Genomic DNA, 14,131 nt, shown 5'->3' with positions numbered 1-14,131 from the left:
TCCTGAATTGGGTTTCTAAATTTCGTGAGCTTTATACCAATAACCGTCGCAATTGTCACGCACATTAGGCAAACGTTTGCGCGAGGGTTGTGTTGGTCCAAAGGTAGTATTCGTCTAAAACCTTTTCTAATAAGCTATGTTGCTTTAGTTAAACGATATAGCGCGAATAAAACACTATTGTTTTAACAAAGCGAAGCGCCTTAAGGTGAATAGGCTTTAAACAAATAGCTCGCAACAAAGTGCGAGCTGAATCTTGTATTCGAGCTAGCCTATCAGAGCCTAGCTAAAAGAATTTTGGCTTGTTCGATCATCTTCTTACGTCCAAATACTAAGTGACGACGCTTGCCACCGACCTGACGCCATAAAACCGCGCTACGGATGCCAGATAATAGTAATGCGCGCACTTTCTGTTGGGTGCCAGTTTGTTGTAAGACAGAAGGCGTACCCGTGACTTGAATTCTTGGGCCAATAGGGCTGACGACATCAAGATAAACGCTGGCAAGGTTGCTGATCATTTGTTCGTCTAACAGATCGTAGTGTTCGAGCTGTCGTTCAACCATTTGAATACGATCCCCTAACTGAGACATGGCATCGTTACGGCTACTTAGCTTACGCTCGAGCGCCATTAAACTAATGATATAACGTGTGATTTCACTTCCGGTCGGTGTGCTGTCAATACCGTTAACCAAGCATTCGAGTCCAACTTTTAAATCCGACTCGTTGCCAAATACACTAAGGGTATTTGATGGGCTTATGTTGGTGATTGCTTTTAGTGAAGTTTCAAACGCGTCTGAATCACAGTGACCGTCTTTTGCCATGTTTTGCACGAGCGCAACGGCTTGACAAATGCCAGCGAATGCAATGGTACGGTCGTAAAGTGTATTAGCCACGTAGTTCTCCTAATAAATTAAATGCGCTCTTCAATGATACCGCCACCTAGACATACGTTGTCTTTATAGAAGACGGCAGATTGCCCAGGTGTAACGGCGACCTGAGGTTCATCAAAGATGACTTTGATGTTGTTATCATCCATTGGAATGATAGTACAAGGGATATCTTGTTGACGATAACGTGTTTTCACTGTGCATGTCATTGGTTCAGTAATGATTTCACGATCAACCCAGTGTAATTGAGATGCACGTAAGCCATTTGACTTTAATAACGGGTGATCGGCCCCTTGCACTGCAATTAAGACATTACGTTTAAGATCTTTTTCGGCTACATACCACGGTTCTTCATTACCACCGCCGCCTTTTTGGCCACCAATATGTAGCCCCTTACGCTGTCCTAACGTGTGGTACATTAAACCTTGATGCTCGCCAATGACAGTGCCTTCAGGTGTCTCGATTTTACCCGGTTGCGCAGGTAAATAGCGAGACAAGAAGTCGGTAAATTTGCGCTCACCAATAAAACAGATACCGGTCGAGTCTTTTTTCTTCGCAGTAATCAGGTCTTGCTCTTCCGCGATACGACGTACTTCAGGTTTTTCTAGCTCACCCACTGGAAATAGACTGCGTGCTACTTGCTCATGGCTTAATGTATATAGGAAATAGCTTTGGTCTTTGTTGCTATCTAAGCCACGCAGCATTTTTGGCTTTTCACCGTTTTCTGGGAATGTACGACTGACATAATGACCCATAGCTATATAGTCGGCGTCAAGTACTTCATCGGCAAACTCTAAAAAGGCTTTGAACTTAATTTCTTTGTTACAAAGGATGTCAGGGTTTGGCGTGCGCCCTGCTTTATACTCTGCCAAGAAATACTCAAAGACATTATCCCAGTATTCTGCAGCAAAGTTGATAGTATGAAGGTGGATACCTAGCTTGTCGCAAACAGCTTGTGCGTCTGCAAGATCTTCTGCAGCCGTGCAGTACTCTTCGTTATCGTCTTCTTCCCAGTTCTTCATAAACAGGCCTTCTACTTGATAGCCCTGCTGTTTTAGAAGATAGGCAGAAACGGATGAGTCCACACCGCCGGACATACCGACGATCACTTTCTTTTGGCTGTTATCAGACATGTTTAAATACCACCTATAGTAATTGGACGCAGATTTTAGCAGAAACAAAACGTGCAATACAGTTCCGCGAACTAAATCACACTTTCTTAAGCACGTTATGTGTGTCTTCAACAAGAGAAATACAAGTCTTTTGACAAAAAAATGAATAGGTAATCGTTTGCCTTTATTGCCTATATTGCTCTGATGATCTATACAGAGTTAGAATTGCCGCCTTCTTTTTCCCTAAGCAGATTACGTTATGAAATTCCCTGGCCAAAGAAAATCCAAGCACTACTTTCCCGTTCATGCTCGCGACCCATTAGTGAGCCAAGCGCAAAGCAGTAAAAAAATGTCTAAAACGCATATTGTCGGTATTGACCAAACCTTGGTTGATATTGAAGCGAAAGTAGACAGTAGCTTGATCGAAAAATATCGTTTGAGTAAAGGACATTCATTGGTTATTGATGATAAAGCCGCAGAAGCTTTATACACAGAGTTAAAGGAAAAAGAACTCATCACCAATGAATTTGCTGGTGGAACGATAGGGAATACATTGCACAACTTTTCTGTACTTGCCGATGACAAGTCTGTATTACTCGGTGTGATGAGCTCAGATATTAAGATTGGTAGTTACGGATACCGTTATCTTTGTAATACATCAAGCCGAATGGATCTTAACTATTTGCAAGGTGTTGACGGTGCGATAGGACGTTGCTTCACCCTTATTACTGAAGACGGCGAGCGTACGTTTGCAATTAGTGAAGGGAAAATGAACCAGCTTAAGCCGGAAAGTATCCCAGAAAATATCTTCAAAAAAGCGTCAGCGTTAGTATTAACCGCTTATTTAGTGCGTTGTAAACCGGGCGATCCAATGCCAGAAGCGACCATGCAGGCGATAGAGTATGCCAAAAAATATAACGTGCCAGTGGTACTAACGTTAGGGACCCGTTTTGTTATTCAAGACGACCCGGAATATTGGCAGGATTTTTTAAAGCAGCATGTCACAGTTGTTGCGATGAATGAAGATGAAGCAGAAGCTCTGACAGGCGAGAGTGATCCTTTGGCTGCATCGGATAAAGCACTCGAGTGGGTAGACTTAGTATTGTGTACCGCTGGTCCAATTGGACTATTTATGGGTGGTTATACGGAAAGTGATGCCAAGCGAGAAACGTCATTGCCATTACTACCGGGTAGTATTGCGGAATTTAATCGTTACGAATTTAGTCGTCCAGCCGTAAAGGCAGAATGTAATAACCCCATTAAAGTGTACTCTCACATTGCACCGTATATGGGTGGCCCAGAGAAGATTAAAAATACCAATGGTGCGGGTGATGCAGCACTGTCGGCATTATTGCATGACATGGCAGCGAATAAACACCATAGAGAAAATGTGCCAAATTCCAGTAAACATCAATATCAGTTTTTAACTTACTCTTCTTTCTCACAAGTGTGCAAGTATTCTAATAGAGCAAGTTATGAAGTATTGGTTCAGCATTCGCCGAGGTTGTCGAGAGGCTTACCAGAAAGAGAAGATAGCTTAGAAGAAGCGTATTGGGAAAGATAATAAAAAAGCGCCGAAAGGCGCTTTTTTTATATAACTCTAATTCAATTAGATATAGAGGATTAAAGTTCAAATTCTTCTAGAGACTTACCCGCATCTAGAGCAGCTTGAATTACTGATGGAGTACGGCCTTGGCCAGTCCATGTTTTTTCTGCGCCATTGCCATCAACATATTTGTATTTTGCTGGGCGTGGTGCACGTTTGCTTTTGCTTTTTGCTTTTGATTCACCAGACAATGCTGCAATTAAATCTTCAACGTCGATGCCATCTTTAGCAATCATTTGAGCGTATTCGCTTAGCTTAGCTTCGCGAGCTTCTCTTTCTGCTCTTTCTTCTTTTTCAGACTCTTGACGCTCAGCGACAACAAGCGTTAACTTTTCTAGTGCTTCTTCAAGTTGCTCAACCGTTAGTTCACGAGCAAATGCACGCAGGCTACGAATATTAAGCAAAGTTTTTGTTAATTCAGACATGACAATTCCCATGATTTATTTTGTTCGAGATTAATAATAAACGTCATTTTCTATATTGACAATAAAATAGCTGTAACAAAAGTGAAAATATATTAATTTTTACAGAAAATTGATAAAAGAATGAGAAACGACCCTAAATGTAACGTGTGATTACATTAATAGTCATGGTTTAACAATGTTTTTAATGATACTGCGAGCGGTATCAATACGAGTTCACTAGATGGTAGATAGCGTGGTTGCATATTTGTCTATCATCTTTCGGGGCGTTTAAATGGCGTGAAAGTTACATTTCTAAGTGAACTAAAGTAAATAGTAAATGTCGGGCTTAATTATGCTAAATGTCTATAGTTCGTGTACTTTAGGGAGTGAGCAAACATTAACGCTCTATTATTTATTTACTATCAGCTATTAGAGTTCCGAAGAGTAGCACGTTCAAACGTACAATGTTGTTGCAATACCGCTACGAAATATAGTGATTATTGTCGTCGTAGTCTTTTGGAGTCATACTTCATCTCTAAATAATCTCAGCCATACCTCCCTCTATCTATAACAACTTATTCACAATATTGATGTTGCAATTGACAGGTCAGTAAGTACAATGGCGCGCACCTAATGCAAAAGTAAGAATTTTCTTCTAATGCTACACTTGTAGGATTAGTGGTAAACGTTACTTTTGATGTAGAGGTGCGACTGCGAAAAGTACTTGTCGTTGGGGTGATGCCAATGGACGACAACAAAAGGCGCAGTCGCCGAAGTGGGAATAGAAGATCACGCTTTCTCGCTGGGGTTGTCTCTGAAAGGAACAACACTGCCATAGTCTATTATTTGTTAAACTATGGAGCGCTACTGTAGGGGTTGGGAAAGCCATCGCTTTTCTTTCGCTTATTCAACATTTGTTGAAATCTGTATGTGTATACCCAAAACGGGTGCTTACATATGTCTGCAGTAGATCTCTGACCATAATTAAAACTGGTTTTTGAAGATCATGAACTTAATCGATTTTGCTTCCTCACCATTGTCACTGCTACCGCCGATCGTAGCTTTGAGTTTGGCTATTATCACACGTCGCGTTTTACTCTCTTTAGGAGTAGGTATTGTTCTCGGTGCCTTCCTTCTTAATGATTACTCTGTTGCCAATGCTGCAGGTTACGTCTTTGATACTGTTTCTGGTGTCATCATTGAAGACGGTGGCTTGAATCTTTGGAATATGAGTATCGTCGGCTTCTTATTGTTGCTTGGTATGATGACGGCACTTCTCACCTTATCCGGTGGTACAAAAGCATTTGCTGAATGGGCCCAGTCTCGCGTAAAAAGCAAGCGCGGTTCCAAATTACTGGCAGCATTCCTTGGCGTTTTCATTTTTGTTGATGACTACTTTAACAGCCTTGCGGTTGGCGCCATTTCACGCCCAGTCACGGATCGCTTTTATGTGTCACGTGCTAAGCTTGCCTACATTTTGGACTCAACAGCCGCTCCAATGTGTGTCTTGATGCCAGCTTCTAGCTGGGGCGCTTATATCATGACGATTGTCAGTGGCATCTTAATTAGTCATGGTATTACTGAATACTCGGCAATTGGTGCTTATGTTCGACTTATTCCAATGAACTTTTATGCTGTCTTTGCGTTACTAATGGTGTTTGCTGTAGCTTGGTTCCAACTTGATGTTGGCCCAATGCGTAAACATGAGATGCGCGCGAAGCAAGGTATTGGTTTTGATCATGACCAAGAAAACGATGCAAAAGAAGCACACGAACTAAACGAAGAGCTTGATATTAAAGAAAGCGACTTTGGGTCAGTCTCTGATCTTGTTCTTCCTATTGTCGTACTTATCTTTGCAATGGTCGGGGCGATGCTATTTACTGGTAGCCAAGCCCTAGCTGCTGACGGCCTACCGTTTAATATGTTAGGGGCATTTGAAAATACCGATGTAGGTATGTCACTGATTTACGGTGGCAGTGCTGGTCTTGCAATGGCGATTTATACGGTAGTGAAACAAAAGCTAGCAGCAAAAGATATCGCATTAACGATGTGGATTGGTGCTAAATCGATGTTTGGTGCAATTCTGATCTTGTTCTTTGCATGGTCAATTGGCTCTGTGATTGGCGATATGAAGACCGGTGCTTACTTGTCGTCTACCGTTCAGGGCAATATTGATGTTCATTGGTTGCCGGTGATTTTGTTCCTATTGGCTGGCTTGATGGCATTTTCAACAGGTACATCATGGGGTACGTTTGGCATTATGTTACCAATTGCGGGTGACATGGCTGGTGCGACGGATATCGCTATGATGTTACCAATGTTAGGTGCGGTACTGGCTGGTTCGGTATTTGGTGACCATTGTTCACCAATTTCAGATACGACGATTTTGTCTTCAACAGGTGCTCGTTGTAATCACATTGACCACGTATCGACTCAGTTGCCATACGCATTGTCAGTCGCTGTTGTGTCTTGCGTCGGTTTCATCGCGCTAGGTATGACAAACTCTGTTTGGATTTCGTTTGCCGCAGCTAGTGTGACATTTGTATTAGTTTGTTGCGTGCTTTCTGCGTTATCTAAAGCTCGCATGACAAAAGATGTTAAAGCGTAACTCATATCTTTCATAGTGATGAGTAGATTGAAAAGAGCCTGTCAGGGCTCTTTTTTTTGGCCCTATCCAATGTGAATGACATTGCGATCGAGTTCGACAGGGTTCGAACTAGATTAAATTTTAAAAAACTGCAAATTAATTGTTGAAAATTTAACTGAGCTTAGTTAGTGTGAAGTCACAGCTTAAAAGGAATCGCCAAATAACTATGCGTAATAACGATATGAACATTCATCATCACCATCATCACCCAATCTAGTCTTTCGGGAGATGCACGCATACCTGAGAGCTAAAAAAACTCTCGGTGGTTCGAAGCAAGATTTAAGAATTTAACCCTCGGGAGACTAAAGCTCCCGAGGGTTTTTCGTTTTATAATTTAAAAAAAATCAATAATTTGCACAGGGATACAGCAATGCAATCACAACGCCTAAGAATCGCAATTCAAAAGAAAGGTCGTCTTAGTAGAGACAGCCAAGATCTACTAAAAAAATGTGGAGTGAAGTTCAACGTTATGGGTGAGCGCCTTGTGGTTCATTCACTAAATATGCCAATTGATTTGTTGTTGGTTCGCGATGATGACATTCCTGGACTTATTATGGATGGTGTCGTTGATCTGGGCTTCATTGGTGAAAATGAACTAGAAGAAGTGCGTTTAGACCGTATTGCACTGGGTGAACCCAACGAATTTCTTACATTGCGCCGCTTAGATTTTGGTGGGTGTCGCTTATCCATTGCGATAGATAAAGACGAAACGTATAACGGACCGCAAGATTTGGCAGGTAAGCGCATTGCTACCACGTATCCTCAGCTTTTGAAATCCTACATGGATAAGCAAGGCGTGAACTTCAGCGCTTGTATGCTAACGGGTTCGGTAGAAGTTGCTCCACGAGCAGGGCTTGCTGATGCGATTGCTGATTTGGTTTCAACTGGCGCAACGCTTGAGGCTAACGGCTTGAAAGAAGCGGAAGTGATCTTCCGTTCTAAAGCGACGCTGATTCAGCGTAAAGGTGAGTTTGATGCTGATAAGTTAGCGCTGATTGAAAAGCTTCTGACGCGTATGCAAGGTGTGCAGCAAGCGAAAGAGTCTAAGTACATTATGCTACATGCTCCAGTTGAAAAATTGGAACAGATTAAAGCGCTACTACCGGGAGCTGAAGACCCGACGGTATTGCCGCTATCTACTGATAAAGAGCGCGTTGCCGTTCACCTAGTGAGTACTGAAAATCTCTTTTGGGAAACAATGGAAGGCTTAAAAGAGCTAGGTGCTAGCTCAATACTTGTATTGCCAATTGAAAAAATGATGGGGTAATGACTATGAGAACCGTTGTATGGCGCTCACTGAGCCAATCCCAACAGGAATCAATTTTGGAGCGACCAGCTATTGCTGACGGAGTGAGTATTACTGCTGCAGTCTCTTCAGTGATTGATCAGGTGCGTCAAGGCGGCGATAGTGCTGTATTAGCGCTGACCGAAAAGTTTGATAAGGTTTGTCCCGACTCCATTCGAGTGTCTAGTGACGAGATTGACGCCGCCTCAGATCGTCTTTCTGCGAACATGAAGCAAGCTCTAGAGCAAGCGTATGCCAATATTTCGACCTTTCATAAAGCGCAAAAGCCGCAATCACTGAAGGTTGAAACGCAACCAGGCGTGGTTTGTGAGCAAGTGACGCGCCCAATTAATAAAGTGGGCTTGTATATTCCTGGGGGGAGCGCACCACTGCCTTCAACGGTATTGATGTTAGGCGTGCCAGCACAAATAGCGGGATGCCGGAAGGTCGTATTGTGTTCGCCTCCTCCTATTGCGGATGAAATCTTATATGTGGCAAAGCTATGTAAGATTGACGAAGTTTATAATGTCGGCGGTGGTCAGGCTGTGGCGGCAATGGCCTATGGGACAGAAACGGTAGCCAAAGTGGATAAGATCTTTGGTCCAGGCAATGCCTATGTCACAGAGGCGAAGCGTCAGGTTAGTAACGATTTTCGTGGTGCGGCAATTGATATGCCAGCGGGTCCTTCTGAAGTGCTGGTTATTGCCGATGATAGTGCCGACCCAGAATTCATCGCAGCAGATCTGTTGAGTCAAGCGGAGCATGGTCCAGATTCTCAGGTTGTTTTGGTGACACCGTCAGCGGTATTAGCAGATCAAGTCACAGAAGCAGTACGTAACCAACTAAAAGCACTGTCGCGTGCAGAAATTGCAGAGAAAGCATTAGGGTCGAGCTTGGTGATTATTGCTGACTCTTTAACTCAGTGTGTTTCCATTTCGAATTATTACGGACCAGAGCACCTTATTGTTCAAACGAAGAACCCGCGTGAACTGTTATCACTGCTCGACAACGCAGGCTCGATATTTTTAGGTGATTGGTCGCCAGAGTCCGTCGGTGACTATGCTTCAGGGACGAACCATGTATTGCCAACCTACGGTTATACAAGAACGCACTCGAGCTTGGGTTTAGCCGACTTTTCTAAGCGCATGACAGTACAAGAGCTTTCAAAAGAGGGGCTACAGTTACTCGCGCCAACTGTCGTGACAATGGCAGAAGCGGAAGGGTTAGATGCGCACAAGCGAGCAGTCACAATCCGTGTAGAAAAGCTGATGCAGGAGCAGAAGTGATGGAAAAATTAGCTCGTAAACAAGTTCAGGCTCTTACCCCTTATATGTCGGCAAGACGAATTGGTGGCAGTGGCGACATTTGGTTGAATGCCAATGAATCACCATTTGATAATGAATATAAAACAGATTTTGCTCGTCTTAATCGGTATAGCGAATGCCAACCTAAAGCGTTAATAGAAGCTTACGCCTCTTATGCGGGTGTTGAGGCAAGTCAGACTCTTACTTCACGTGGTGCCGACGAAGGTATTGAGTTGTTGATTCGCGCTTTCTGTGAACCAGGTAAAGACAGTATTTTGTATTGTCCGCCGACCTATGGAATGTATGCCATTAGCGCAGAAACCATTGGTGTTGAGAGAAAGGTTGTACCATTGACGGATGATTGGCAGCTTGATCTTCCTGCGATCGAAGCAAATTTGGACGCAGTAAAATTGGTGTTCGTTTGCAGCCCTAATAATCCGACGGGCAACTTAGTTAATCGTGACGATATTATCGCCTTGCTCGAAATGACCAAAGATAAAGCGATCGTCGTTATGGATGAAGCTTATATCGACTTTTGTCCAGAGGCATCAACGGTCGATTTACTCGCAGACTATTCCAATCTGGCGATTTTACGTACGCTATCTAAGGCGTTCGCACTTGCGGGGTTACGCTGCGGCTTTACCTTAGCAAATGAATCTCTCATTAATGTACTACTTAAGGTTATTGCTCCGTATCCAGTGCCTGTTCCTGTTGCTGATATTGCGATTCAAGCGTTATCAGAACATGGCTTGGCTCGTACTAAATATCAAGTATTGGATCTCAATGCCAACCGTGCGTATTTGCAGGCGGGTTTATCACTCTTGCCGGGGGTCGTGGTTCATGAAGGGTGGGGGAACTACCTTCTAGTTGAATTTACCGATGGTGATGAGCTTTTTAAAGCCACTTGGGACAACGGTATTATTTTACGTAATTCACCAATTGAAAACTGTGTACGTATCAGTGTTGGTAATCGTGAAGAGTGCGAAAAAACGTTGGCATTTATCCGCAATCAAATTAATCAAAGCGCTGCCTAACAGAGCATACTGACAAGGAATTTTATAGTGAGCAATCAACAAAAAATCTTATTTATCGACCGCGATGGCACGCTGATTGTCGAGCCGCCCGTTGATTTTCAAGTCGATCGTTTGGATAAGCTGAAATTAGAACCGTATGTCATCCCAAGCTTGTTGGCATTACAAAATGCAGGTTACCGACTTGTCATGGTGACCAATCAGGACGGATTGGGTACCGATAGTTATCCTCAAGCTGATTTTGATGCGCCGCAAGATATGATGATGGAAATCTTTGAGTCGCAAGGTGTCATGTTTGACGATGTGCTTATTTGTCCGCACTTTGATGAAGATAACTGTTCATGTCGTAAGCCTAAACTGGGCATGGTGAAAGAGTATTTACAAAGTGGCAAAGTGGACTTTAAAACATCGGTGGTTATCGGTGACCGAGCGACAGATTTGCAGCTTGCCGAAAATATGGCAATTCGTGGTATTCAATATCATCCGAAAACGATGGGTTGGAGAGATATTCTCAAAGATCTCACCGTTAATGCTCGTACTGCAGAAGTCATAAGAACGACAAAAGAAACCGACATTAAGGTGTTAGTTAACCTTGATGAATCGGGCGGTAACGAGATCTCTACTGGAATGGGTTTCTTCGATCATATGTTGGATCAAATTGCCACACACGGCGGTTTTCAAATGAAAATTGATGTGAAAGGTGATCTACATATCGATGATCATCATACGATTGAAGATACGGCGTTGGCACTAGGGCAGGCACTAAAAGAAGCGTTAGGTGATAAGCGTGGTATTGGTCGGTTCGGATTTAGTTTACCGATGGATGAATGTTTAGCGCAATGTGGATTAGATTTGTCTGGACGTCCATACCTGAAATTTGAAGCGGAATTTTCCCGCGAACAAGTTGGCGATTTATCTACTGAGATGGTTGTGCACTTCTTCCGTTCGCTAACGGATACTCTAGCGTGTACGCTGCACCTTTCGTCATCAGGCCACAATGATCACCACATTATTGAGAGCCTTTTCAAAGCATTTGGTCGAACCTTGCGTCAGGCGATTAAAGTGGAAGGTACAGAGCTCCCGAGCAGTAAAGGAGTGTTGTAATGGCTAAAGCAGAACAAAAAGTCGTTATTATTGATACTGGCTGCGCCAATGTATCTTCAGTTAAGTTTGCTATTGAGCGCCTTGGTTACCAGGTCACAATATCAAAAGATGCGGATATCGTTCTTGCCGCCGATAAACTGTTTTTACCCGGTGTCGGCACGGCGAGCGAGGCGATGAAAAATCTCGAAGAACGGGATCTTATTGAACTTGTGAAAAAGGTCGAGCAGCCACTGCTTGGAATTTGTCTGGGCATGCAGTTGTTGGGAAAACTGTCACAAGAGAAGGGACAAAAAGCGGATGAAATAGTCGACTGTCTTGGGCTTTGCTCTGGTGAAGTTAAAAAACTAGAAACTGGCGACTTACCATTGCCGCATATGGGCTGGAATACCGTGAAGGCTGATGAAGGAAATCCTTTGTTTTCGGGTATTGAAGATTCAGAGTATTTCTACTTTGTGCACAGCTTCGGTATGCCGGTGGGTGACTACACCATTGCGCAATGTGATTATGGTTGCCCTTTTAGTGCTGCAATCCAAAGTGGCAACTATTATGGTGTGCAATTTCACCCCGAGCGCTCGTCTAAAGCTGGGTCAAAACTAATCCAGAATTTTCTTGAGTTGGTATAAGGCGTTTATTCTTCATAAGAAAGCCAACTTATCAGCATTGCTATGGTGTGTTGATAGGCAGCGAAAAGAGCGCTATTTAAGATTAGTTAGAAACTATTAGTTAAAAAATTAGTGAAAGGGACTTAACAGTGATAATTCCAGCACTCGATTTAATCGAAGGACAAGTCGTTAGACTTTATCAAGGCGACTATGGTCAAGTAACTGAGTATAAGGTTGATCCTGCGCAGCAGTTCAATCTCTATCATCAAGCAGGAGCAGACTGGCTGCACCTTGTTGATCTTACTGGTGCAAAAGATACCACGGCACGCCAATTGGATTTAATCGCGACCTTACTCGCGAGTACGCCTGCCCATATTCAGATTGGCGGAGGGGTTCGTAGTGAGCAAGACGTGGTTGATCTATTAGAAGCTGGGGCTCAGCGTGTTGTCGTTGGTTCGACTGCGGTCAAGGAGCCTGAACTTGTGAAGGGATGGATGGAAAAATATGGACCTGAAAAAATCGTCCTTGCTCTTGATATTAACATTGATGCTAACGGAATCAGAAATGTCGCTATTTCAGGCTGGCAAGAAGATTCTGGCGTGACCATCGAAGCGCTTATTGATGATTACCTAACGGTTGGTTTAACTCATGTGTTATGTACAGATATTTCACGTGACGGGACGCTAAAAGGTAGCAATGTAGAGCTTTACGTCGATTTATGTCGGCAATACCCGCAGGTCCAGTTTCAATCATCAGGTGGCATTGGTAGCTTAGATGATATTGCCGCTTTGAAAGGCAGTGGTGTTTCTGGAGTTATTGTTGGGCGAGCACTGCTTGATGGCAAGTTTACTGCCGAGCAGGCATTTTCGTTGTGGAATACGCCTACGTAACGACAATAAGCCATTGACAACACACGTGACGAAAATAAAAACAGCACGCTAAGCGTGCTGTTTTTTTATGCTTCCTGGCTAGTTTCCATCAACAAATGGCCACTAAAATCACATTTCTATCAATAAACAAACGGGGCATAAGTTTCGCTAATGGTACATAAGTTGGACTTATATTCTGAATATTGGTGGTTTCTATAGGCATAAGCTCTAATATCGAGTGGCTTTATGTAACATTTTGGAAATATATCAGATTGATTTTAATTATGAGTGGGAAGTGACTAGATTTGCATCTATTGGCTGCTATTATTCATAAAGGCGAGGTTAAAGCACTTTAACATGCATATTTTCTCAGTTATAATCTCTGAATTAGCGAGTATATTAGGTTAATAATTTGTTGCAAACGGCACTTTGTAGTGCTAGCTTGTATCGAATATCAAAAGGTCGGAGTACCTTCGCAGTCAATAAAATACAGGGAGCACAAGCGCATGAATGATGTACCAGCGCTGGACATAAAAGAACTGCACAAGACATTTGGTCAAAATGAAGTTTTAAAGGGAATTTCCCTTACCGCTCATAAAGGTGATGTCATTTCAATAATTGGCTCATCAGGTTCTGGAAAAAGTACATTTCTTCGCTGCATTAACCTTCTAGAAACCCCTACTCAGGGAGAGATCTGGGTAAATGGTGAATTGATCCAGATGAAAAACAACCGCTCTGGTGAAGCCGTTCCTGTCAACGAAAAGCAAGTACAACGTATTCGCTCGCGCTTAGCGATGGTATTTCAAGGATTCAATCTGTGGTCTCACATGACAGTGCTAGAGAACGTCATCGAAGCACCTATTCATGTACTGGGTGTCCCTAAAGCTCAAGCTATTGAAAACGCAGAACTACTTCTGAAAAAAGTCGGTCTTTACGAACGCAAGGATTACTATCCGGGTCATCTATCTGGTGGTCAACAACAACGAGCAGCCATTGCGCGTGCACTTGCTGTTGAACCTGAAGTCATGCTATTTGATGAGCCGACTTCTGCACTGGATCCCGAGCTTGTTGGAGAAGTTCTAGGTGTGATGCGTGATCTAGCTGAAGAAGGGCGAACAATGCTAGTGGTAACACATGAAATGGCGTTTGCACGTGATGTGTCTAACCACGTCATGTTTCTTCATCAAGGGCTGGTGGAAGAGCAGGGCGATCCTGCGCAGCTATTTACTACGCCAAAATCAGAACGTTTAAAGCAATTTATCTCTTCGATATATTAATTTGAG

Annotated in this window: 12 protein-coding genes, 1 riboswitch and 1 other annotated feature; of the genes, 9 read left to right on the top strand and 3 right to left on the bottom strand. The window is 43.1% G+C overall.

Features of this window, described 5'->3' with window-relative positions:
- Nucleotides 1–272: 272 nt before the first annotated feature.
- Together hflD and mnmA are read right to left on the bottom strand one after the other, a co-directional pair.
- The gene (gene hflD, locus L4D05_RS06795; protein WP_428793413.1) at nucleotides 273–890 is read right to left on the bottom strand and encodes a high frequency lysogenization protein HflD; all 618 of its coding nucleotides are present in this window, start codon (nucleotides 888–890) and stop codon (nucleotides 273–275) included.
- Nucleotides 891–907: 17 nt separating this feature from the next.
- Nucleotides 908–2,017 (bottom strand): tRNA 2-thiouridine(34) synthase MnmA, encoded by a 1,110-nt coding sequence (mnmA, locus tag L4D05_RS06790; protein ID WP_428751769.1) that lies wholly within the window; start codon nucleotides 2,015–2,017, stop codon nucleotides 908–910.
- A gap of 238 nt (nucleotides 2,018–2,255) precedes the next feature.
- Here mnmA and L4D05_RS06785 point away from each other — a divergent pair, with 238 nt between their 5' ends.
- Nucleotides 2,256–3,560, top strand: a complete 1,305-nt coding sequence (locus L4D05_RS06785) for an inosine/guanosine kinase (protein ID WP_428751770.1) — start codon at nucleotides 2,256–2,258, stop codon at nucleotides 3,558–3,560.
- A gap of 59 nt (nucleotides 3,561–3,619) precedes the next feature.
- On the opposite strand, the gene L4D05_RS06780 is transcribed toward L4D05_RS06785, so the two are convergent.
- Nucleotides 3,620–4,027: an H-NS family histone-like protein gene (locus L4D05_RS06780; protein ID WP_428751771.1), complete on the bottom strand. Its 408-nt coding sequence runs from the start codon at nucleotides 4,025–4,027 to the stop codon at nucleotides 3,620–3,622.
- A gap of 671 nt (nucleotides 4,028–4,698) precedes the next feature.
- Nucleotides 4,699–4,881, top strand: a riboswitch (Lysine riboswitch).
- Nucleotides 4,882–5,012: 131 nt separating this feature from the next.
- Between L4D05_RS06780 and L4D05_RS06775 the strand changes: the two genes are divergently transcribed.
- The 8 genes from L4D05_RS06775 to L4D05_RS06740 all read left to right on the top strand — a co-directional run bounded on the left by L4D05_RS06775 (nucleotide 5,013) and on the right by L4D05_RS06740 (nucleotide 14,125).
- The gene (locus L4D05_RS06775) at nucleotides 5,013–6,614 is read left to right on the top strand and encodes a Na+/H+ antiporter NhaC family protein (RefSeq protein WP_428793412.1); all 1,602 of its coding nucleotides are present in this window, start codon (nucleotides 5,013–5,015) and stop codon (nucleotides 6,612–6,614) included.
- 231 nt (nucleotides 6,615–6,845) lie between these two features.
- Nucleotides 6,846–6,980 (top strand) — a sequence feature (His leader region).
- Nucleotides 6,981–7,023: 43 nt separating this feature from the next.
- Nucleotides 7,024–7,920: an ATP phosphoribosyltransferase gene (gene hisG / locus L4D05_RS06770; protein ID WP_428751780.1), complete on the top strand. Its 897-nt coding sequence runs from the start codon at nucleotides 7,024–7,026 to the stop codon at nucleotides 7,918–7,920.
- A gap of 5 nt (nucleotides 7,921–7,925) precedes the next feature.
- Nucleotides 7,926–9,224, top strand: a complete 1,299-nt coding sequence (hisD, locus tag L4D05_RS06765; protein WP_428751782.1) for a histidinol dehydrogenase — start codon at nucleotides 7,926–7,928, stop codon at nucleotides 9,222–9,224.
- Entirely contained in the window at nucleotides 9,224–10,276 is a 1,053-nt protein-coding gene (gene hisC, locus L4D05_RS06760) for a histidinol-phosphate transaminase (RefSeq protein WP_428751783.1), read from the top strand. Before hisD ends, hisC begins: the two co-directional genes overlap by 1 nt.
- A gap of 27 nt (nucleotides 10,277–10,303) precedes the next feature.
- Nucleotides 10,304–11,377, top strand: a complete 1,074-nt coding sequence (gene hisB / locus L4D05_RS06755) for a bifunctional histidinol-phosphatase/imidazoleglycerol-phosphate dehydratase HisB (protein ID WP_428793411.1) — start codon at nucleotides 10,304–10,306, stop codon at nucleotides 11,375–11,377.
- Nucleotides 11,377–12,000, top strand: coding sequence for an imidazole glycerol phosphate synthase subunit HisH (hisH, locus tag L4D05_RS06750; protein WP_428793410.1), 624 nt, complete (start codon nucleotides 11,377–11,379; stop codon nucleotides 11,998–12,000). Before hisB ends, hisH begins: the two co-directional genes overlap by 1 nt.
- A gap of 128 nt (nucleotides 12,001–12,128) precedes the next feature.
- A complete protein-coding gene (gene hisA, locus L4D05_RS06745; RefSeq protein WP_428793409.1) occupies nucleotides 12,129–12,869 on the top strand; it encodes a 1-(5-phosphoribosyl)-5-[(5-phosphoribosylamino)methylideneamino]imidazole-4-carboxamide isomerase in 741 nt (246 codons plus the stop codon).
- 485 nt (nucleotides 12,870–13,354) lie between these two features.
- Nucleotides 13,355–14,125 (top strand): ABC transporter ATP-binding protein, encoded by a 771-nt coding sequence (locus L4D05_RS06740; RefSeq protein ID WP_428751787.1) that lies wholly within the window; start codon nucleotides 13,355–13,357, stop codon nucleotides 14,123–14,125.
- Nucleotides 14,126–14,131: the final 6 nt, after the last annotated feature.

Origin of the sequence: Vibrio nomapromontoriensis (assembly GCF_050337205.1) — a bacterium.
In the GTDB taxonomy this organism is placed as follows: Bacteria; Pseudomonadota; Gammaproteobacteria; order Enterobacterales; family Vibrionaceae; genus Vibrio; species Vibrio nomapromontoriensis.
The sequence above is the reverse complement of the archived record's forward strand: the minus strand, read 5'-3'. Positions and strand labels throughout refer to the sequence as shown.